Genomic DNA, 21150 nt, shown 5'->3' with positions numbered 1-21150 from the left:
CCGTGTCGAAACGTCTGTGCCGCGCGCTTACTCACAAGGGACGAGACTACGGGGTCCGCCCCGTGGCGCTGCCCTCGGGTCGGCCCATATGCGTCGATTCGGCGGGGAGCCTCACTCTCCGGCGGACGTGTGTTCGGTGGTGGTCGTGACGCCGATCTCCCGCCAGAACCCGGCCCGGATCGCGTACCGGTCGTGCTCGTCGATCTGGTCGTCCTTGTGGGCCAGCAGGCCGAAGCGGGCGGCGTAGCGCAGCAGTTCGCCGTCGATGCGGTGCGGGACGCGCGGGTACATGGCCGACAGCCTGGGCAGGTGGCTCTGGTCGCCGAGACGTTCCACCCAGCGGCGGGCGAAGACCTGCCCCACCTCGTAGGGGTCGCCGCCGACGGTGGTGATGTCCTCCTCCCGGTCGGCCCACCGCTGCTCGGCCGTGGTGAGCTGGGCGAGCGTCGGCAGGGAGGCGGCCTCGGGGGACTCGGCGACGGGCCGGTCGACCCACCCCTTGTCGGAGGACCAGCGCAGGGTGGCGGTCGTGGGGTGCTGCGCCGGCTGGGCGCCCTGGGCGCGCAGGGCGGCGAGGTCCTTGGGGGTGGGGACGCCCCGGGCGGTGGTGCCGCGTTCCTCGGTGCCGTTGCGGGCGGTGGCGGCCGGGGGCGGGTGCGGCTGCTCCTCGGCCGCCCGTTCTGCCGCCGCGGAGAGCGCCGACTCGGGCAGCGGCGCGGACAGGATCGCGGCGATCTCGGGCCGGGGCACGGGCGGCGGTGCGCACACGCCGGTCAGCTCCTTGGCGCGGACGGCCTTGGTGATCCACGTACGGTCCAGGACGCGTCGTTCGTCGGCCTCGGCGACCAGGTCCTCGGACTGGTTGTAGTCACCGTCGGCGGCCTGCACGGCCCACAGGTGGACCGCGACGCCGTGCTCCTTGGCGGCCATCATGCCGGGCAGCAGATCGCCGTCACCGGTGACCAGGACGATGTCGGAGCAGGCGCGGTTGCGGGCCAGCTCGGTCAGCTCCGCGTGCATGGCCGCGTCCACGCCCTTCTGCGCCCAGCGGCCGTCGCTGCGGGTGAGCGCGCCGAGCCGGACGGTGACCCGGGGCATGACGCGCAGCCGGCGGTGCTCGGGCTGCGGGACGCGGTCGGGGGCACCGTCGAACCAGTAGATGCGCAGCAGGGGCTGCTGCGTGTCGGCCTCGGCGCGTTCGCGCAGTCCCTGGATGAGGGCGGCGTGGTCGACGTGGATGCGGGACCGCGAGGGCTCACCGGCGAGGAGGCTGGCGGCGGCCCCCAGCAGATACCCGGCGTCCACCAGGACGATGCAGCGGTCCACGCGATCCACCCTCTTTCCGGGAGGTTTGCTTCGGGCTTCCTTCGAGTCTGCCCGACCGCGCGGGGGTTAACGGTCGGAACTCGATCTTCGGCGTGGCGTTTGCCGGCCGCACGGCCCGACGAACCCTGTCACAGACGGTAATTGTCCAACATGCGTTCTTTATCGGCCTGTGTGAATCTGATCCCGGCCCTGGCCCCTAGATCCCCCACAGGAGGCAGATCACCATGGCCAAGAACAAGAACCGTGACCGTAAGCAGCCGCAGGCCGAGCGGGCCTCGCAGGCGGCCCGCCCGTCCGCGATGGAGCAGGACGAGCCGCAGGCCCCGCAGGTGATGCCCGGCGACGTCGCCACGCGCAAGCGCCAGAAGCGCTTCGGCCACAACTGACACCCGCCCGGAGGGCCGTTGGGCCCGGGCACATGCGAGGGGCGCGCCCGAAGCCGGGCGCGCCCCTGACGCGTCCTCCCGCCGCTCAGCCGGCCAGGCAGGACGGGCCGAGCAGCACCTTCAGGTCGCCGAACAGCGCCGGGTCGGGCTTCACCCGGTGCCGGTCCAGGCGCAGCACCGTCGTCTTGGTCGGGCCCTGGAGCTTGATCCGCACCTCGCTGTCGCCCTTGTGGTGGGTGAGGATCTCGCCGAGGCGGCTGACCATGGGCGGGGTGACCCTGGTCGCCGGGATGGTGAGGACCACGGGCGCGTTGGTGCCGGCGTTCGACAGGTCGGGGACCATCAGCTCCATCGCGACCAGTCGCGGCACGTCCTCGCGCTTGTCGAGCCGGCCCTTGACGAACACCACGGCGTCCTCGACGAGTTGGGTGGAGACCAGCTGGTACGTCGCCGGGAAGAACATGCACTCGATGGAGCCGGCCAGGTCCTCGACGGTGGCGATCGCCCAGGCGTTGCCCTGCTTGGTCATCTTCCGCTGCAGGCCGGAGATGATGCCGCCGATGGTGACGACCGCGCCGTCGCCGAAGTCGCCGCCGGTGAGCTGGGAGATGCCGGCGTCGGCCTTGTCGGCCAGGACGTGCTCCAGGCCGAACAGCGGGTGGTCGGAGACGTAGAGACCGAGCATCTCCCGCTCCTGGGCGAGGAGGTAGGTCTTGTCCCACTCCTCGTCGGAGAACTGCACGTCCATCCCGAAGCCCGGCTCGCCGCCGCTGTCGTCGCCCATCCCGCCGAAGAGGTCGAACTGCCCCTCGGCCTCCTTGCGCTTGACCGCGACCACGTTGTCGATCATCGGTTCGTACTGCGCGGTGAGGCCCTTGCGGGTGTGGCCCATCTCGTCGAAGGCGCCCGCCTTGATCAGCGACTCCGTCGTCCGCTTGTTGCAGGCGACCGCCTCGACCTTGTCCAGGTAGTCGGGGAACGAGGCGTACTTCCCCTTGGTCTTGCGGCCCCGGATGATCGCCTCGACGACGTTGGTGCCGACGTTGCGCACGGCGGACAGGCCGAAGAGGATCACGTCGTCGCCCTGGGCGGCGAAGTTGGCCTCGGACTCGTTGACGTTGGGCGGGAGCACGCGGATGCCCATGCGGCGGCACTCGTTGAGGTAGACCGCCGACTTGTCCTTGTCGTCCTTGACCGAGGTGAGCAGCGCGGCCATGTACTCGGCGGGGTGGTTGGCCTTGAGGTAGGCCGTCCAGTAGGAGACCAGTCCGTACGCGGCCGAGTGCGCCTTGTTGAACGCGTAGCCGGCGAACGGGACCAGCACGTCCCACAGCGCCTGGATCGCCTCGTCGCTGTAGCCGTTCTTCCGGGCGCCCTCCTGGAAGATGACGAAGTTCTTCTCCAGCTCCTCGGGCTTCTTCTTGCCCATCACCCGGCGCAGGATGTCGGCCTCGCCGAGCGAGTACCCGGCGATGATCTGGGCGGCCTTCTGCACCTGCTCCTGGTAGACGATCAGGCCGTAGGTGACGTCCAGGACCTCCCTGAGGGGTTCCTCCAGGTCCTTGTGGATCGGCGTGATCTCCTGCTGGCCGTTCTTGCGCAGGGCGTAGTTGATGTGCGAGTTCATGCCCATCGGGCCCGGCCGGTACAGGGCCGATACGGCGGAGATGTCCTCGAAGTTGTCGGGCTTCATCATGCGCAGCAGGGAGCGCATGGGGCCGCCGTCGAACTGGAAGACGCCGAGGGTGTCGCCGCGCTGGAGCAGCTCGAAGGTCTGGGGGTCGTCGAGCGGGAGGCTGAGGAGATCGATGTCGATCCCCTTGTTCGCCTTCACCATCTTGACGGCGTCGTCCATGATCGTGAGGTTGCGCAGGCCCAGGAAGTCCATCTTCAGCAGGCCGAGCGACTCGCAGCTCGGATAGTCCCACTGCGTGATGGTCACGCCGTCGGTGTGCCTGACCCAGACCGGGACGTGCTCGGTGATGGTCTCGCTGGACATGATCACGCCGGCCGCGTGCACGCCCATCTGCCGGACCAGGCCCTCCACACCGCGGGCGGTGTCGATGACCTTCTTCACGTCCGGCTCGTTCTCGTACATCGACCGGACCTCGCCCGCCTCCGAGTAGCGGGGGTGCTCGGGGTCGGTGATGCCGGACAGCGGGATGCCCTTGCCGAGGACGTCGGCGGGCATGGCCTTGGTGATGCGGTCGCCCATCGCGTACGGGTAGCCCAGCACGCGCGCGGAGTCCTTGATCGCGTTCTTGGCCTTGATGGTGCCGTACGTGCCGATCATGGCGACCTTGTCGGCGCCGTACTTCTCCGTCACGTACCGGATCACCTCGACGCGCCTGCGCTCGTCGAAGTCGATGTCGACATCGGGCATGGAGACGCGCTCGGGGTTGAGGAACCGCTCGAAGATCAGTCCGTGCGGGATCGGGTCGAGGTCGGTGATGCCCATGGCGTAGGCGACGATCGAGCCGGCCGCGGAGCCCCGGCCGGGACCCACGGCGATGCCCTGCTTCTTGGCCCACATGATGAAGTCGGCGACCACGAGGAAGTAGCCCGGGAAGCCCATCGAGATGATGACGTCCATCTCGTACTCGGCCTGCTTCTGGCGGTCCTCCGGGACGCCGCCGGGGAAGCGGCGCTCCATGCCGCGGCGGACCTCCTCCTGGAACCAGGTGACCTCGGTGTAGCCCTCGGGGATGTCGAACTTCGGCATGAGGTCGCGCTTTTCGAACATGCCGGTGGTGTCGACCATCTCCGCGATCAGGCGGGTGTTGGCACAGCCCTCCTGCCAGGCGTCGGAGGAGTCGATGGCGTACATCTCGTCCGTGGACTTCAGGTAGTAGCCGGTGCCGTCGAATTTGAAGCGGTCCGGGTCGGAGAGGTTCTTGCCGGTCTGGATGCACAGCAGGGCGTCGTGCGCCTGCGCCTCGTGCGCGTACGTGTAGTGCGAGTCGTTCGTCACCAGCGGCGGGATGCCGAGCTTCCGGCCGATCTCCAGCAGGCCGTCGCGGACCCGGCGCTCGATCTCGATGCCGTGGTCCATCAGCTCCAGGAAGTAGCGGTCCTTGCCGAAGATGTCCTGGTAGTCGGCGGCGGCCTTGAGGGCCTCGTCGAAGTGCCCGAGCCGCAGCCGGGTCTGCACCTCGCCGGAGGGGCAGCCGGTGGAGGCGACGATGCCCTCGGACCACTGGGCGATGGTCTCCTTGTCCATCCGGGGCCACTTCTGCAGCCAGCCCTCGGCGTACGCGTCGGAGGAGAGCCGGAAGAGGTTGTGCAGCCCGGTCCTGTTCACCGCCCACATCGTCTTGTGGGTGTAACCGCCCGAACCGGAGACGTCGTCCCGCTTCTGGTGCGGCTGGCCCCACTGGATCTTGCGCTTGTTGCGCCGCGACTCGGGGGCGACGTAGGCCTCGATCCCGATGATCGGGGTGACGCCGGCCTTCTGCGCGGAGTGGAAGAAGTCGTACGCCCCGTGCAGGTTGCCGTGGTCGGACATGGCGATGTGTGTCATGCCCATCTCGTTGCACGCGTTGAACATGTCCTTCAGCCGCGCGGCACCGTCCAGCAGCGAGTACTGGGTGTGGACGTGCAGGTGCGTGAACGGCGGTTTCGACACGTTCGGCCTCCTGGGAAGGGCTGGCGACGGATGGCGGTCAGTCCGGGGGGACAGCCCCGAAGTCTATGCCTCGGCACTGACACTCCGAGGACTTCCCCGCGTACCTTCCTGAGAGGGTCGCGGGCACTTTCCGCGGCCCGTCGAACGTTGATCCGGGTGGAGGCCATGCCCACCCGTCACGTACCACCCGCACCAGGAGGCACCCAGCGATGTCGGTCCCGCAGCTCAGCGACGAGCACCGCGGCGAGGAGATCCTCGCCGTCTTCGACACCGCCTTCGGCGAGCTCCTGGCCGCCGACCCGGCCGCGTTCCGCGTGAAGTTCCGGAAGATGGCGGCCTCGGCCTTCGCCTTCTACCGGGGCACGGCCTGCCTGTTCTACCACGACCTGGCGGCCGAACGGCGCGACGGACCGTATCTGGACGAACGCACCTCGCGCGTGTGGGTCCACGGCGATCTGCACGCCGAGAACTTCGGCACGTACATGGACTCCACCGGCCGCCTGATCTTCAACGTCAACGACTTCGACGAGGCGTACGTCGGCCCCTTCACCTGGGACCTGAAGCGCTTCGCCGCGTCCGTCGCCCTGATCGGGTACGGGAAGGCGCTCAGCGACGAGCAGATCACCGAGCTGGTGAGCGTCTACGCCGGCGCCTACCGCGAGCGCATCCACGCCCTGGCCACCGGCGCCAAGAGCGACGAGGTGCCGCCGTTCACCCTGGACACCGCCCAGGGCGCGCTGCTGGGCGCGCTGCGCATGGCCCGTTCGCTGACCCGGTTCGGGCTGCTGGAGTCGATGACGGAGATCCGTGACTTCGAGCGCCGCTTCGCACCCGGCGGCGGCTCCGTCGAGCTGGACGCGGCCACCCGCTACAAGGTGCTCGCGGCCTTCGACGGCTATCTGGAGACGCTCCCGGAGTCGTCCCTGGCCCGCCCGGACTCCTACCGCGTGAAGGACGTCGTCGGGCGCCGGGGCATCGGCATCGGCTCGGCCGGGCTGCCGTCGTACAACATCCTGCTGGAGGGCAACAGCGACGCGCTGGAGAACGACGTCGTGATCTACATCAAGCAGGCCCAGACCCCGGCGGTCTCCCGGCACGTCACGGACCCGGCGATCCGGGACTACTTCCAGCACGAGGGGCACCGCACGGTGATCTCCCAGCGCGCCCTCCAGGCGCACGCCGACCCGTGGCTGGGCTGGACCGAGCTGGACGGCGCGGGCCAGCTGGTCGCCGAGGTGTCGCCGTACGCGGTCGACCTGGACTGGGGCGACATCGACGACCCGGAGGAGATCGCCGAGGTCGTCGCCGACCTGGGCCGGGCCACGGCCGCGATGCACGCGGCGGCCGACGACACCTCCGGCGAGTCCCTGGTGCCGTTCTCCACCGAGCGGGCCATCGACGCGGCGATCGCGGCCGACGAGGAGGGCTTCGCCCCGCTTCTGGTCGATTTCGCGCACCGCTACGGCGCACGCGCGCGTGCCGACCACCAGATCTTCGTGGACCTGTTCCGCAACGGACGGATTCCGGGTCTGTAACGTCGACCACGCACAGCAACGCTTTAGGGGCCCTTTACCGGCCCGCGTGACACACTCTCCTATCGGTATGGACATATCCCGGACCCCACTCAGAGCCGTACGCGCGGCGCTGTTCACGGCACTGGTCGTGACGCTCAGCACCGCGTCGCACGTGCTGCTGTCCGGGGTCCCGCTGCCGCTGGCCACGGTGGCCGTGGTCGGCGCCGCCGTGTTCGTCCTGGCGTACGCCCTGGCGGGCCGGGAGCGCTCCTTCGGGCGGATCGCCGCCCTGCTGATCCCGCTGGAGCTGGCCGCCGACACGGTCTTCACCACCGGCCAGCACGTCTGCTACGGCCGGGCCGGCGGCCCGGTCACGGGCCCGTTGCGCTCCGTCGGCCTCGACGTGCTGTGCGGCGACGGCACGGGCGTCCACGCGGGCGTCACCACCCCGCTGGCCCGGATGACCGGCGCCGAGACCGACCGGCTCGCCGTGCTGCTCGCCCAGTCCGACCCCGCCACCGCCTGGCTGCTGCTCGGCGCCCACATCGGCGTCGGCCTCGCCGCGGCGGCCTGGCTGCGCCGGGGCGAGCGGGCCCTGGCCCAGCTGCTGCGGGCGGTCGCCGCGACCACGTTCCGGCCGCTGCTGCTGGCCGTGGCGGCGGTCACCGTGGGCCCGGCCCCGGCGGTGCGCCGTCCGGCGCCCCGGTCCGGGCCGGTGTCACCGCCCGCGACCGGATCCTCACGCACTCCCTGGGACGGCGGGGACCGCCGTGCTCGGCCGCTCTCGCGTGATCCACGCGACCCGGCCGGACATCGGCAGTCCCTCGAAACCCATCCCCGCACACACACGTGTGCGCGTCCCCACGGAGATCCCTCACCATGAGCAAGCGGAACAGCCAGGCGGCGAAGACGGCGGCCCGTGAGCGGCTGCGCCAGGAGCGCGAGCGCCAGGCCAAGCGCGACAAGGTCAGGCGGCAGGTCATCGTCGCCGGCTCCATCGTCGGTGTGCTGGCGATAGCCGGCGGCATCGGCTACGCCGTCGTCCAGGCCAACAAGCCCTCGGGCTGGGAGAAGGCCGCCGAGGCCAAGGTGGTGGCCCCGGCCAACGCCTCCGGCAAGGACGGCACCACGGTCACCATCGGGGACTCCAAGTCCGACAACGTCGTCCACCTGTACGAGGACCTGCGCTGCCCGGCCTGCGCCTCCTTCGAGCAGACCGTCGGCGAGGCCGTCAACAAGGGCATGGAGGACGGCGAGTACAAGCTCTCCTTCACGATCGGCACCTTCATCGACAACAACGCCGGGGGCGAGGGCTCGAAGAACGCGCTCAGCGCGCTCGGCGCGGCGCTCGACGTCAGCCCCGAGGCGTTCATCGACTACAAGACGGCGCTCTACTCCTCGGAGTACCACCCGTCGGAGTCGGCCGACGAGTTCGCCAAGGACGACTACCTGATCAAGGTGGCGAACACGGTGGACGCCTTGAAAGACAACAAGAAGTTCCAGGACGCGGTGAAGAACGGCACCTACGACGCCTGGGCGGTGAAGATGGGCGATTCGTTCCAGAAGGCCGAGGACGTCACCTCGACCCCGACCATCAAGATCAACGGCAAGGTGGTCCCCAACCCGAGCAGCGTCGCCGACTGGGAGAAGGCGCTCAAGGAGGCGGGCGTCACCAAGTGACCCCGTCGGCCCGGCCCCGTACGCGGATCCTGACCCTCGTAGGCGGATGAGGCCGTAGGAAAGCCGTGCACAAGAGCGGGCGAACTTTTGGGAGTTCGCCCGCTCTCCGGTCATACCGATCAGTAATCTGATCGCTCGTGACCAGTCGACACAGATCATCCGAGAGCGCCCACCCGGCCAACTCCCTTGCCCCCAGCCGCCGTACGGTCGTCAAGGCCGCGGCGGCCACCGCTGTGCTGGCCGCGCCGCTCGCCGGTGCGCTGCCCGCCGGTGCCGCCACCGCCGCCCCGGCCTTCCTGCACGGCGTCGCCTCCGGCGATCCGCTGCCCGACGGCATCCTGCTGTGGACCCGGGTGACGCCGACACCCGAGGCGATACCCGGCTCCGGCGTCGGCCCGGACACCGCGGTGAGCTGGACCGTCGCCACCGACCGGGAGTTCACCCAGGTCGTCGCCGAGGGCTCCACCACCGCGACCGCCGCCGCGGACCACACCGTCAAGGCGGACGTCCGGGGCCTCGCCCCCGCCACCGACTACTGGTTCCGCTTCTCCGCCGGCGGCACCGACTCCCCCGCCGGCCGCGCCCGTACCGCGCCCGCCGCCGACGCGAACGTCACCGGCCTGCGCCTCGGCGTGGTCTCCTGCTCCAACTGGGAGGCCGGGCACTTCTCGGCGTACCGCCATCTCGCGGCCCGCGGCGACCTGGACGCCTGGCTGCACCTGGGCGACTACATCTACGAATACGGCAACGGCAGGTACGGCACCCGCGGCAAGGTCGTCCGCCCGACCACGCCCGCCCACGAGATCCTCACCCTCGCCGACTACCGCGTCCGGCACGCCCACTACAAGACCGACCCGGACCTCCAGGCGCTGCACGCGGCGGCGCCCGTCGTCGCCATCTGGGACGACCACGAGATAGCCAACGACGCCTGGTCGGGCGGCGCCGAGAACCACACCGAGGGCGCCGAGGGCACCTGGTCGGCCCGACGGGCCGCCGCCAAGCAGGCGTACTTCGAGTGGATGCCGGTCCGGCCCGCCATCGCCGGCACCACCTACCGCCGGCTGCGGTTCGGCAGGCTCGCCGACCTGTCGCTGCTCGACCTGCGCTCCTACCGCTCCCAGCAGGTCGCCCTCGGCAACGGCGGCGTCGACGACCCGGACCGCACGCTCACCGGCCGGGCCCAGCTCGACTGGCTCAAGGCCGGTCTCGCGGCGTCCGACACCACCTGGCGGCTGGTCGGCAACTCGGTGATGATCTCGCCGTTCGCCGTCGGCTCGCTCCCCGCCGAGCTGCTCGGGCCGCTGACCGAGCTGCTGGGGCTGCCCAAGGGGGGCCTGGCCCTCAACACCGACCAGTGGGACGGCTACACCGACGACCGACGTGAGCTGCTGGACCACCTGCGGGCGCACTCCGTCCGCAACACGGTGTTCCTGACCGGCGACATCCACATGGCGTGGGCCAACGACGTGCCGTACAAGGCCGCCACCTATCCGCTGTCCCGCTCGGCCGCCACGGAGTTCGTGGTCACCTCGGTGACCTCCGACAACCTCGACGACCTCGTGAAGGTCCCCGAGGGCACCGTCTCCGCGATCGCCTCGCCGGCCATCCGCGCCGCCAACCGGCACGTCCACTGGGTCGACACCGACCGCCACGGCTACGGCGTGCTGGACATCACCGCCGAGCGCGCGCAGATGGACTACTACGTGCTGGCCGACAAGACGGACCCGGACAGCTCCGCGTCCTGGGCCCGCTCCTACCGCACCCGTAGCGGCACGCAGAAGGTCGAGCGCACCTACGACCCGGTCTGATCCGGGGAGCCCTCAGGACTCGTCCAGGGAGTCGAGGAAGCCGAGCGCCACCCGCCAGGTGGCCTCGGCAGCCTCCGCGTCGTAGTCCGGCAGGCCGGGGTCGGTGTACAGATGACCGGCCCCGGCGTATCTGTGCACCTCGACGTCGGCACCGGCCCGGCCCATCTGGAGGTACCAGGCGCTGAGCCAGTCGTCGGTCTCGAACGGGTCCGGCTCGGCCACGTGCAGCTGGACCGGCAGATCGTCCGCCGAGGCGTTGTGCGCGATGTCCGAAGTGCCGTGCAGGAGCAGCAGGCCGCGCGCCCGGTGGTCGCCGAGGGCGAGGGTCTGGGCGATCGAGGCGCCGAGCGAGAATCCGGCGTACACCAGCCCGCGCTCCGAGTAGGGGGCGGCGGCGAGCACGGCCCGCTTCAGCAGCTCCTCCCGGCCGATCTCCTCCTGGTGTGCCATGCCCTCCTCCACCGTGTCGAACGTCCGGCCCTCGAAGAGGTCGGGCGTCCACACCTGGTGACCGGCGTCACGCAGCCGGTCCGCCGCCTGCCGCACCGCGGGGCGCAGACCGAAGGTCGAGTGAAAGAGCAGGATGTTCATGAGGCCATGGTGCCAGCCGGGTACGACAACACGATCCCGCGTTCAACCCGCTATGTCCTCAATGTCACATGTTCAGTTCCGCCCGGCGGCGGTTACGTTCGAGGGATGGAGAACATACTCCGCCCGTCGATCGTGGTCGGCGGCTCGGTCGTCCTGCCACTGCTCATCGGCTGGGCCACCGACCTGCTGCTGCGCAAGGCCGACGCCCGGCACCCGGAGACGCCCCTGTGGGGGCTGCTGCGGCGGGCCCGCGTCCCGTACCAGGTCGTCCTCTTCGCCGCACTGCTGAGAGGGACGTACGTCGAGGCCCGGCTGTTCCCGTCCCACCGGGTCGGCATCGGCCACAGCCTGACCCTGGTGCTGATCGCCTCGGCGGCCTGGCTGGTCATCCGGATCGCCTCGGCGGTCGTCGAGGCGTCGTACTCCCGTTACGCCCAGGCGCACGCCCAGCGCGACCCGGCCCGGGTGCGGCGGGTGCGCACCCAGGTGACGCTGATCATGCGCGCGGTCTCCGCGGTGGTCGGCGTGGTGGCCGTGGCGTCGGGGCTGCTGACGTTCCCGGAGATGCGGGCGGCGGGTGCCTCGCTGCTGGCCTCGGCCGGTGTCCTCGGCATCGTGGCCGGCATCGCCGCGCAGTCGGCCCTCGGCAACATGTTCGCCGGGTTCCAGATCGCGTTCGGCGACATGGTGCGCATGGGCGACACCGTGGTGGTGGACGGCGAGTGGGGCACGGTCGAGGAGATCACGCTGACGTTCCTGACCGTACGCACCTGGGACGAGCGCCGGATCACCATGCCGGTGTCGTACTTCACGTCGCAGCCGTTCGAGAACTGGTCGCGCGGCGGCCCGCAGATGACCGGCACCGTCTTCTGGCACCTCGACCACTCGGCGCCGCTGGACGCGATGCGCGAGCGGCTCCGCGACATCCTGCGCGAGTGCCCCGCCTGGGACGGCCGCGACTACAACATCTCGGTCACCGACACCACGCCGACCACCATGCAGGTGCGTGCCCTGGTGACGGCGAAGGACGCGGACGACATCTGGACGGTCCGGGTCACGGTGCGCGAGCAGATGCTGCGCTGGCTGACGGCCGAGCACCCCTACGCCCTCCCGCGGGTCAACACGGCGGACGCGGCCCTGCCGCCGAGCCGCGACGGCTTCCCCCGGCAGCACTCGCGCGACGGTGCGGCGCGCCGCATCCCGCCGCATCCGGCCAAGGGTCTGTGACCGGCCGGGGCGGCCGGGCCCCGCGGTGGGCCGGGGCAGCACGCGGCGGCGGTCACCGGAGCGGCGGCGGCCGGGCCCCGGGCGCCTTCCCCGCGAGGCCCCGGGAGGGCGGCGACCCGCTCGGGCCGCCGCCGGGCGGCCGGCCACGACCCACGTCGGTCGGGTCGGCCGCCTCCGCCGGGTCCGCCGAGGGGCTCCGCCACGTCCCCGCGCCCGCCAGGGGCGCCGGGTCCGCCGGGGGTGCCGGGTCCGCCGGGGGCGCCTGGCTCAGCGCAGGCTGCGTACGTCCAGATGCCGCAGGACCCGGTCCACGATCTCCGGGTCGGCGCCGGGCTCGCTGCGCGCCGCCAGCACCTCGTGCCGGGCGGCGCTCAGCATGTCCTGCTGAATGCGCCGGATGCGCCCGGCCCGCCGGGCCCGCTGCTCGTAGGCCTCCCGCCGCTCCTCGTCAGCCATGTCCGGGCTGATCCGCACGCCGATGTCGAAGGCCCGGCGCAGCATCTGCTCGGACACCTCCTCCGGCAGCTCCTCGACCGCCTCGATCTCCCGCAGCCGCCGCTTGGCCGCCTTCGCCGCGCGCAGGGCCAGCTCCTTCTCGTACTTCTTCTCCCGCTCGGTGTCGGCCCGCACCCCGAGCCGGTTGACCAGCCACGGCAGGGTCGTCCCCTGCACCAGCAGGGTGGCCAGGATCACGCCGAACGCGATGAAGATGATCTCGTCCCGGTGCGGGAACGGAGCCCCGGCGTCCGTCTCCAGCGGGATGGCGAGCGCCAGCGCGACCGAGGCGACGCCCCGCATCCCCGACCACCACATGATGACGGTCTCCCGCCAGCTCGTCGGGATGTCCTCGTCCTGGTCGCGCCGGGCGTGCAGCCGCTTGGTCAGCCAGGTCGCCGGGAGCAGCCACAGCAGCCGGACCAGGACGACCACCCCGACGACCGCCGCCGACCAGCCGAGCAGCTCGGCCCAGCGTCCGGAGGCGGTGCGGACGGCGTTGTGCAGTTCGAGCCCGATCAGCCCGAACGCGACGCCGGTGACGAGCGTGTCGACGACGTCCCACACGGTGTGCCCGGCCAGCCGGGTCATGACGTCGTCGGCGTCGGTGGCGTACTCGGCCAGGAACATCGCGGTGACCAGCACGGCGAGCACCCCGGAGCCCTGCAGTTCCTCGGCGAGCACGTAGGCGGCGTACGGCACCAGCAGCGTCAGCCCGATCTGGAGCGTGGCGTCGCCCAGCAGGCCGAGCAGCTTGTTGGTGCCCCAGCCCAGCGCCAGTCCCACCGCGAGCGCGACGACGGCGGACAGCACCAGGTCGAGCCCGGCCCGCCAGGGCGAGAAGGTGCCGCTGACCGCGGCGGCGATGGCGACGTGGTAGAGCACGATGGCCGTCACGTCGTTGAACAGGCCCTCGCCCTCCAGGATGGACACCAGGCGGCGCGGCAGCCCCAGCTGTCCCGCGACGGCGGTCGCCGCGACCGGGTCGGGCGGCGCGATCAGCGCCCCCAGGGCGAAGGCGGCGGCGAGCGGCAGGCCGGGCACCACGGTGTGCGCCACGGCGGCGACACAGAGCATGGTGACGAACACCAGCGCCACGGCCAGCAGCAGGATCGGCCGCACATTGGCCGCGAACTGCCGCCAGGAGGTCCGCCGCACCGCCGCGTACAGCAGCGGCGGCAGGAGCAGCGGGAGGATGAGGTCCGGCGGGATGTCGACGTTCGGCACGAACTCCAGCAGCGCCAGGACGATGCCGAGGACCGTCATCAGCACCGGCGCCGGCAGCCCGAGCCGGTCGCCGACCGGAACGCTGATCACGGCCCCGAGCAACAGCAGGAAGAGCAGGGCCAACTGATCCACGGTCAGTGCTCCGGTGGGGTCTCGGCGTGCACGCGGCCAGGCGTCAAGCCTGCCACGTCACCCGCCCCGCCGGCCTCTTCGGCACCTCGGAGTCACAGCGCGCGCCGCATCGCCCGGTGCGGCATACCCGCGTCGGGGAACTCCGGCCCGTACGCCTCGTAGCCCAGCCGCTCGTAGAAGCCGAGCGCGTGGGTCTGCGCGTGCAGGTCGACCGCGGTGAGCCCGCGCGCGCGTGCCGCGTCCTCGATCGCCCGCACCAGCGCGGCGCCGATGCCGAGACCGCGGGCGGCGGCGGTCACCGCGAGCCGCCCGAGGGAGCCGACGGCCGGGCCGCCGCCGGTCCTGGCCGCGGCGGCGGCGCCGTGCAGCAGCCGCCCGGTGCCGAGCGGCACGCCGTCCGCCCGGACCGCCAGGACGTGCACGGCGTCGGCATCGTGTGCGTCGTACTCGATGTCCTCGGGGACGCCCTGCTCGGCGACGAAGACGTCCTTGCGGACGGCGAAGCACGCCTCGCGGTCGGCGGGGTCCTCGGCGACGCGCACGTCGTAGGCCGGGGTGCTCATCCGTAGGTTTCCTCGCGGACCTGGTCCAGGGCCCGCTGGAGGTCCTCGGGGTAGTGGCTGGCGTACTCCACCCACTCGCCGGTGCCGGGGTGCTCGAAGCCGAGCCGGACGGCGTGCAGCCACTGGCGGGTGATGCCCAGCCGCCTGGCGAGCGTCGGGTCGGCGCCGTAGGTCAGGTCGCCGACGCAGGGGTGGCGGTGGGCGGCCATGTGGACCCGGATCTGGTGGGTGCGGCCGGTCTCCAGCTTCACGTCCAGCAGGGAGGCGGCGCGGAAGGCCTCGATCAGGTCGTAGTGCGTGACGGAGGGCTTGCCGTCGGCGGTGACCGCCCACTTGTAGTCGTGGGTGGGATGCCGGCCGATGGGCGCGTCGATGGTGCCGCTGGTCGGGTCGGGGTGTCCCTGCACCAGCGTGTGGTAGCGCTTGTCGACCGTGCGCTCCTTGAACTGGCGCTTGAGCGAGGTGTACGCCCGCTCCGACTTGGCGACCGCCATCAGACCGGACGTGCCCACGTCCAGCCGGTGCACGATGCCCTGCCGCTCGGCGGCACCGGACGTCGAGATCCGGTACCCGGCGGCGGCCAGTCCGCCGATGACGGTCGGGCCGGTCCAGCCCGGCGACGGGTGGGCGGCGACGCCGACCGGCTTGTCGATCACGACCACGTCCTCGTCGTCGTGCACGATCTCCATGCCCTCGACGGGCTCGGCGACGACCTGCACCGGCGCGGGCGCCTGCGGCATCTCGACCTCGAGCCAGGCGCCGCCGCTCACCCGCTCGGACTTGCCGACCACGGCGCCGTCGACCTGCACCTTGCCCGCCGCGGCAAGCTCCGCGGCCTTGGTACGGGAGAAGCCGAACATGCGGGAGATGGCGGCGTCGACGCGCTCGCCCTCCAGGCCGTCGGGCACGGGCAGGGTACGGATCTCGGGAAGGGTGCTCACCCCGTCGAGTATGCCGGACGGGTCCGACAGCACCTCACCTGCGGTGGCTCAGTCCTTGTGGACGGTGCCGTCCGGGTCGAGGCCCCTGAAGGACAGCAGCACGATCAGGATGCCGCCGCAGACGATCGCCGAGTCGGCCAGGTTGAAGACGGCGAAGTGCTTGGGCGCGATGAAGTCGACGACCGCGCCCTGGAAGACGCCCGGCGAGCGGAAGATCCGGTCGGTGAGGTTGCCGAGCGCGCCGCCGAGCAGCAGACCCAGCGCGATCGCCCAGGGCAGGCTGTAGAGCTTGCGGGCGAGCCGGGCGATCACGACGATCACCACGGCCGCGATCGCCGTGAAGATCACGGTGAACGCCTCGCCGAAGCCGAAGGCCGCGCCCGCGTTGCGGATGGCCTCGAATCTCAGCCAGTCCCCGATGACCTCGATGGGCTCGTGGTGCTCCAGCTTGGCCACCACGATCATCTTGCTGATCAGGTCCAGGGCGTACGCGAAACCGGCCACCGCGAACAGCACGGCGATCCGCCGCTTGCCGCGGGGCCGCCCGGCCGCGCCACCGGCGGCCGCGCCCTCGCCCGCCGCGGGAACGCCGTCACCGGCGGCCGCGGGGGTGCCGTCACCGGCGGTCGCGGGGGTGCCGTCACCGGCGGCCGGGGGCCGTGCCTGCTCGGCGTCGGGCCGCTGCTGCCCGTCCCCCGCCGCGTCCGGGGTGTCCGGCGTACCGATGATGCGCTCCGCCTCTGCCACGTGAGTCCCTCGACCTAGGTACCTGACTGAGGACGAGGGTACGGCACACCCTGCGCCCCGCACGCGCTCAGGAGGCATACGGGGACGGGGACGGTCAGTACCGGCGCTCCTGCTTCTGCTTGCACTCCACGCACAGGGTGGCCCGGGGGAAGGCCTGCATGCGGGCCTTGCCGATGGGGTTGCCGCAGTTCTCGCACAGTCCGTACGTGCCCGCGTCCAGTCGTTCCAGGGCGCGCTCGGTCTGAGTGAGCATCTCGCGTGCGTTGGCGGCGAGCGCCAGTTCGTGCTCGCGCGTGATGTTCTTGCTGCCGGTGTCCGCCTCGTCGTGGCCCGCGCCGTCCCCGGAGTCGCGCATCAGGCCGGCGAGGGAGCGCTCGGAGGAGTCGATCTCGGCGCGCAGCCGGGCCTCCTCGGACTGCAGCTCACCGCGCGCCTCGTCGACCTCTTCCGGCGTCCAGGGATCCTCACCGGGGCGCACCGCCAGGTCGCCGGGCTCCGCCGCGCCTCGCGCCTTGGGTACGGCGGTCTTGGCCGCCGTGGCCGTGCCAGGAGTCTTCTTCGCAACCACCGTCGTGGCTCCCGTCTGCTCCGCGGCCTGCGCCGCGCCCACCTTCTTGGCCGTGCTCTTGCGGGCCGTCGCCTTCTTGGCGACGGTCTTCCCGGCGGCGGCCTTCTCGGCTGCCGTCTTCTTCGCCGCCGTCTTCTTCGCCGCCGTCTTCTTGGCGGCCGCCCTCTTGGCGGGGGCCTTCTCGGCGGGGGGCTTCTCGGCCGGGGGCTTCCCGGCAGGGGCCTTGTCCCCCGCCACCGTCCCGCCCGCCGTCTTCTTCGCCGTCGCCTTCCTGGCTGTCGCCTTCCTCGCTGTCGTCCTCTTCGCCGACGCCTCCTTCGCCGATGCCTTCCGGACCGTCGGCTCCTCGGCGGGCGCCGCCGAGGACTCCGTCGCCTTCGACCCGCCCGCCCCCTTCCCTCCGCCGGACCCATGGGCCGCACCGCCGGAGGCACTGGCACCTGTGGCCCCGCCGGACGCCGACTGCTGTACGGCCGTCTTCTTCGCCACCATGCCGCGGCCCCTTCACATATTGTGATCTTGCTCGCGAATCGTGCTGGGACGATAAATCGACTCGAGTCCCGCGGCAACGGGGCACACCGCCCGATTCGCCCGCCTCGCGGATGCCGCTCGGCGAACCTGCATCCGTTGTGCCCAGCTCCCCGCCGGGTATTCCGCCCAACCGCCCCGCCCGGACTCCGCCTCTGCGTACCGCGCCATTCGGGGCACGCCATGCCGTACGGCACTCCGGCCCCGCCGGGAGGGAAAACCGGTCGGCCACTGTCCGTCCGGCGCCGTACACTGGGCGGAGCGAAAAGCGTGGATGGGGACGAGTAGCGGCGTACGCAGCCCAGAGCGACCCGGGGACGGTGGGAGCCCGGGGGCGAGCGCGACGTGAAGATCACCCCGGAGCCGCCGGAAGAAAGCCGCGGAGCGGATTCCGCGTCGAGTAGAACCGGCATCGCGAGCCCAATGAGGGGGCTCACCGGCGCACCCCAGGCACCGGGAGCCAAGGAGGGTGGTACCGCGGGAGCACGTTGCTCTCGTCCCTCCGACGGAAGGCAGCACGTCCGCCGGAGGAAGCCCGTTGAATACCCCGCCGCAGTACCGCCAGGTACCCGCCCAGGTCGACCTGCCCGCGCTCGAGCACGCCGTGCTCGACTTCTGGCGCGAGCAGAAGATCTTCGCCAAGAGCCTGGAGCAGTCCGCAGGCCGCCCCGAATGGGTGTTCTACGAGGGTCCGCCCACGGCCAACGGCATGCCCGGTGCCCACCACATCGAGGCCCGGGTCTTCAAGGACGTCTTCCCCCGCTTCCGCACCATGCGCGGCTACCACGTGGCCCGCAAGGCCGGCTGGGACTGCCACGGCCTGCCCGTGGAGCTGGCGGTGGAGAAGGAGCTGGGCTTCTCCGGCAAGAAGGACATCGAGGCGTACGGCATCGCCGAGTTCAACGCCAAGTGCCGCGAGTCCGTGCTCCGCCACACCGACGCCTTCGCCGAGCTGACCACCCGCATGGGCTACTGGGTCGACCTCGACGAGGCGTACGTGACCATGGAGCCCGAGTACATCGAGTCGGTCTGGTGGTCACTGAAGGAGATCTTCAACAAGGGCCTGCTGGTCCAGGACCACCGCGTCGCCCCGTGGTGCCCCCGCTGCGGCACCGGCCTGTCCGACCACGAGCTGGCCCAGGGCTACGAGACGGTCGTCGACCCCTCCGTCTACGTCCGCTTCCCGCTGACCTCCGGCCCGCTGGCCGGTGAGGCCGCGCTCCTGGTGTGGACGACCACGCCCTGGACGCTGGTGTCGAACACCGCCGTCGCGGCCCACCCCGAGGTCACCTACGTCGTCGCCACCGACGGCGCGGAGAAGCTCGTCGTCGCCGAGCCGCTGCTCGCCAAGGCCCTGGGCGAGGGCTGGGAGGCCACCGGCCAGACCTTCACCGGCGCGGAGATGGAGCGCTGGACCTACCGGCGCCCCTTCGAGCTGATCGAGTTCCCGGAGCCGGCGCACTTCGTGGTGAACGCCGAGTACGTCACCACCGAGGACGGCACGGGTCTGGTCCACCAGTCCCCCGCCTTCGGTGAGGACGACCTCAAGGTCTGCCGCTCCTACGGCCTGCCGGTCGTCAACCCGGTCCGCCCGGACGGCACCTTCGAGGAGGACGTCCCGCTGGTCGGCGGCATCTTCTTCAAGAAGGCCGACGAGAAGCTCACGGCCGACCTCGACGAGCGCGGGCTGCTCTTCCGGCACATCGCGTACGAGCACAGCTACCCGCACTGCTGGCGCTGCCACACCGCGCTGCTCTACTACGCACAGCCGTCCTGGTACATCCGCACCACAGCGATCAAGGACGAGCTGCTCGCGGAGAACGAGCGGACCAACTGGTTCCCCGACACCGTCAAGCACGGCCGGTACGGCGACTGGCTGAACAACAACATCGACTGGGCGCTGTCCCGCAACCGCTACTGGGGCACCCCGCTGCCCATCTGGCGCTGCGAGGAGGGCCACCTCACCTGCGTCGGCTCGCGCGCCGAGCTGACCGGGCTGACCGGCACCGACCAGTCCGGCCTGGACCCGCACCGCCCGTACATCGACGACGTGACCTTCGCGTGCCCCGAGTGCGCGAACACGGCCACACGCGTGCCGGAGGTCATCGACGCCTGGTACGACTCGGGCTCCATGCCGTTCGCGCAGTGGGGCTACCCGTACAAGAACAAGGAACTGTTCGAGTCCCGCTACCCGGCGCAGTTCATCAGCGAGGCCATCGACCAGACCCGCGGCTGGTTCTACACGCTGATGGCGGTCGGCACGCTGGTCTTCGGCAAGTCGTCCTACGAGAACGTGGTCTGCCTGGGCCACATCCTCGCCGAGGACGGCCGCAAGATGTCCAAGCACCTGGGCAACATCCTCCAGCCGATCCCGCTCATGGACCAGCACGGCGCCGACGCGGTCCGCTGGTTCATGGCGGCCGGCGGCTCCCCCTGGGCGGCCCGCCGCGTCGGCCACGGCACCATCCAGGAGGTCGTCCGCAAGACGCTCCTGACGTACTGGAACACCGTCGCCTTCCAGGCCCTGTACGCCCGCACCGCGGGCTGGGCCCCGAGCGAGGCCGACCCGGGCCCGGCCGACCGCCCCGTGCTGGACCGCTGGCTGCTGTCCGAGCTGCACGCGCTGACCGACCAGGTCACCCAGGCCCTGGACGGCTACGACACCCAGCGCGCCGGCAAGCTGCTGTCCGTGTTCGTCGACGACCTGTCGAACTGGTACGTCCGCCGCTCCCGCCGCCGCTTCTGGCAGGGCGACAAGGCGGCGCTGCGCACGCTGCACGAGGTCGTCGAGACGGTCACCAGGCTGATGGCCCCGCTGACCCCGTTCATCACCGAGCGGGTCTGGCAGGACCTGGTCGTGCCGGTCACCCCCGGCGCGCCGGAGTCGGTCCACCTGTCCTCGTGGCCGGAGGCGGACCTGTCCGCCATCGACCCGGAGCTGTCGCAGCAGATGGTCCTGGTCCGCCGGCTCGTGGAGCTGGGCCGTGCCACGCGCGCGGAGTCGGGCGTCAAGACCCGCCAGCCGCTGAAGCGCGCGCTCATCGCGGCGACGGGCTTCGCCGCCCTCTCCCCCGAGCTGCACACGCAGATCACGGACGAGCTGAACGTCGAGTCGCTCGCGTCGCTGAGCGAGGTCGGCGGCAGCCTGGTCGACACCACGGCCAAGGCCAACTTCCGCGCGCTCGGCAAGCGGTTCGGCAAGCGCGTCCAGGACGTGGCCAAGGCCATCGCGAACGCGGACGCCGCCGCCCTCTCCCTCGCCCTGCGCGAAGGCACGGCATCGGTGGAGGTCGACGGCGAGACGATCACCCTGGCACCGGACGAGGTCATCATCACGGAGACCCCGCGCGAGGGCTGGTCGGTCGCCTCCGACTCGGGCGCCACGGTCGCCCTGGACCTGGAGATCACGGAGGAGCTGCGCCGCGCGGGCCTCGCCCGTGACGCGATCCGCCTGATCCAGGAGGCCCGCAAGAACAGCGGCCTCGACGTCGCCGACCGCATCGCCCTGCGCTGGACGGCGACGGACCCAGCGGTGATCGCCGCCCTGACCGACCACTCGGCGCTGATCGCCGACGAGGTCCTCGCCACGGACTTCGCCCGGGGCGAGGCGGACGACACGTACGGGGCCCCGTTCACGGACGAGCCCCTGACCCTGACGTTCCGCCTGCGCAAGGCGTAACCCGACCCACCAGGGCCCGGCTTCCGCATGGGAAGCCGGGCCCTGGCGTACGTACGGCCCACCGAGCCCACACCTTCTGGGGGGAGCATCCCCTCCCCCGACCCGCACAGCAA

15 protein-coding genes and 1 pseudogene are annotated in these 21150 nt (G+C 71.4%); 8 read left to right on the top strand and 8 right to left on the bottom strand.

Going from position 1 to position 21150, the window contains the following annotated elements; translation table 11 throughout:
- Positions 1-111 precede the first annotated feature (111 nt).
- Complete coding sequence (locus ACLGIH_RS25625; protein WP_416527638.1) at positions 112-1326, bottom strand: NYN domain-containing protein; 1215 nt, start codon at positions 1324-1326, stop codon at positions 112-114.
- A 224-nt stretch (positions 1327-1550) separates the two neighbouring features.
- Between ACLGIH_RS25625 and ACLGIH_RS25620 the strand changes: the two genes are divergently transcribed.
- A complete protein-coding gene (locus ACLGIH_RS25620; protein ID WP_416527637.1) occupies positions 1551-1712 on the top strand; it encodes a hypothetical protein in 162 nt (53 codons plus the stop codon).
- An 85-nt stretch (positions 1713-1797) separates the two neighbouring features.
- Here the strand turns inward: ACLGIH_RS25620 and dnaE are convergent, their stop codons facing one another.
- Positions 1798-5337, bottom strand: coding sequence for a DNA polymerase III subunit alpha (gene dnaE / locus ACLGIH_RS25615; RefSeq protein ID WP_416527636.1), 3540 nt, complete (start codon positions 5335-5337; stop codon positions 1798-1800).
- A 209-nt stretch (positions 5338-5546) separates the two neighbouring features.
- Here dnaE and ACLGIH_RS25610 point away from each other — a divergent pair, with 209 nt between their 5' ends.
- From ACLGIH_RS25610 to ACLGIH_RS25595, 4 genes and pseudogenes are all read left to right on the top strand, one after another.
- Complete coding sequence (locus tag ACLGIH_RS25610) at positions 5547-6872, top strand: DUF2252 domain-containing protein (RefSeq protein ID WP_416527635.1); 1326 nt, start codon at positions 5547-5549, stop codon at positions 6870-6872.
- Positions 6873-6939: 67 nt separating this feature from the next.
- Positions 6940-7643: pseudogene (locus ACLGIH_RS25605) on the top strand (hypothetical protein).
- Between the two features lie 87 nt (positions 7644-7730).
- A complete protein-coding gene (locus tag ACLGIH_RS25600) occupies positions 7731-8531 on the top strand; it encodes a DsbA family protein (protein ID WP_416527634.1) in 801 nt (266 codons plus the stop codon).
- Between the two features lie 137 nt (positions 8532-8668).
- Complete coding sequence (locus tag ACLGIH_RS25595; protein WP_416527633.1) at positions 8669-10339, top strand: alkaline phosphatase D family protein; 1671 nt, start codon at positions 8669-8671, stop codon at positions 10337-10339.
- A gap of 12 nt (positions 10340-10351) precedes the next feature.
- On the opposite strand, the gene ACLGIH_RS25590 is transcribed toward ACLGIH_RS25595, so the two are convergent.
- A complete protein-coding gene (locus tag ACLGIH_RS25590) occupies positions 10352-10930 on the bottom strand; it encodes a dienelactone hydrolase family protein (protein WP_416527632.1) in 579 nt (192 codons plus the stop codon).
- A gap of 105 nt (positions 10931-11035) precedes the next feature.
- Between ACLGIH_RS25590 and ACLGIH_RS25585 the strand changes: the two genes are divergently transcribed.
- Positions 11036-12157 (top strand): mechanosensitive ion channel family protein, encoded by a 1122-nt coding sequence (locus ACLGIH_RS25585; RefSeq protein WP_416527631.1) that lies wholly within the window; start codon positions 11036-11038, stop codon positions 12155-12157.
- Between the two features lie 267 nt (positions 12158-12424).
- Here the strand turns inward: ACLGIH_RS25585 and ACLGIH_RS25580 are convergent, their stop codons facing one another.
- The 5 genes from ACLGIH_RS25580 to ACLGIH_RS25560 all read right to left on the bottom strand — a co-directional run bounded on the left by ACLGIH_RS25580 (position 12425) and on the right by ACLGIH_RS25560 (position 17067).
- Positions 12425-14011 (bottom strand): Na+/H+ antiporter, encoded by a 1587-nt coding sequence (locus ACLGIH_RS25580; RefSeq protein WP_416527630.1) that lies wholly within the window; start codon positions 14009-14011, stop codon positions 12425-12427.
- Between the two features lie 92 nt (positions 14012-14103).
- Complete coding sequence (locus ACLGIH_RS25575) at positions 14104-14574, bottom strand: GNAT family N-acetyltransferase (RefSeq protein ID WP_416527629.1); 471 nt, start codon at positions 14572-14574, stop codon at positions 14104-14106.
- On the bottom strand, positions 14571-15515 hold the full coding sequence (locus tag ACLGIH_RS25570; protein WP_416527628.1) for an RluA family pseudouridine synthase: 945 nt from the start codon (positions 15513-15515) through the stop codon (positions 14571-14573). Before ACLGIH_RS25570 ends, ACLGIH_RS25575 begins: the two co-directional genes overlap by 4 nt.
- 48 nt (positions 15516-15563) lie before the next feature.
- Positions 15564-16262, bottom strand: coding sequence for a signal peptidase II (gene lspA / locus ACLGIH_RS25565; protein WP_416527627.1), 699 nt, complete (start codon positions 16260-16262; stop codon positions 15564-15566).
- A 94-nt stretch (positions 16263-16356) separates the two neighbouring features.
- Positions 16357-17067, bottom strand: a complete 711-nt coding sequence (locus ACLGIH_RS25560; RefSeq protein ID WP_416527626.1) for a TraR/DksA family transcriptional regulator — start codon at positions 17065-17067, stop codon at positions 16357-16359.
- On the opposite strand from ACLGIH_RS25560, the gene ACLGIH_RS25555 reads away from it, so the two are divergent.
- Positions 17054-17347, top strand: coding sequence for a hypothetical protein (locus ACLGIH_RS25555; RefSeq protein ID WP_416527625.1), 294 nt, complete (start codon positions 17054-17056; stop codon positions 17345-17347). The two genes, ACLGIH_RS25560 and ACLGIH_RS25555, sit on opposite strands and share 14 nt — an antisense overlap.
- Before the next feature lie 549 nt (positions 17348-17896).
- Complete coding sequence (gene ileS, locus ACLGIH_RS25550; protein ID WP_416527624.1) at positions 17897-21037, top strand: isoleucine--tRNA ligase; 3141 nt, start codon at positions 17897-17899, stop codon at positions 21035-21037.
- Positions 21038-21150: the final 113 nt, after the last annotated feature.

This window comes from Streptomyces hamibioticus, from assembly GCF_047946815.1.
GTDB lineage: Bacteria > Actinomycetota > Actinomycetes > Streptomycetales > Streptomycetaceae > Streptomyces.
This window is presented reverse-complemented; position numbering and strand designations above follow the sequence as displayed.

Excerpts from the sequence above, each read along its gene's own strand:
- ACLGIH_RS25575 (WP_416527629.1), bottom strand. The coding sequence starts at position 14,574 with ATGAGCACCCCGGCCTACGACGTGCGCGTCGCCGAGGACCCCGCCGAC.
- ACLGIH_RS25590 (WP_416527632.1), bottom strand. The coding sequence starts at position 10,930 with ATGAACATCCTGCTCTTTCACTCGACCTTCGGTCTGCGCCCCGCGGTG.
- ACLGIH_RS25585 (WP_416527631.1), top strand. The coding sequence starts at position 11,036 with ATGGAGAACATACTCCGCCCGTCGATCGTGGTCGGCGGCTCGGTCGTC.
- ACLGIH_RS25600 (WP_416527634.1), top strand. The coding sequence starts at position 7,731 with ATGAGCAAGCGGAACAGCCAGGCGGCGAAGACGGCGGCCCGTGAGCGG.
- ACLGIH_RS25610 (WP_416527635.1), top strand. The coding sequence starts at position 5,547 with ATGTCGGTCCCGCAGCTCAGCGACGAGCACCGCGGCGAGGAGATCCTC.
- ACLGIH_RS25620 (WP_416527637.1), top strand. The coding sequence starts at position 1,551 with ATGGCCAAGAACAAGAACCGTGACCGTAAGCAGCCGCAGGCCGAGCGG.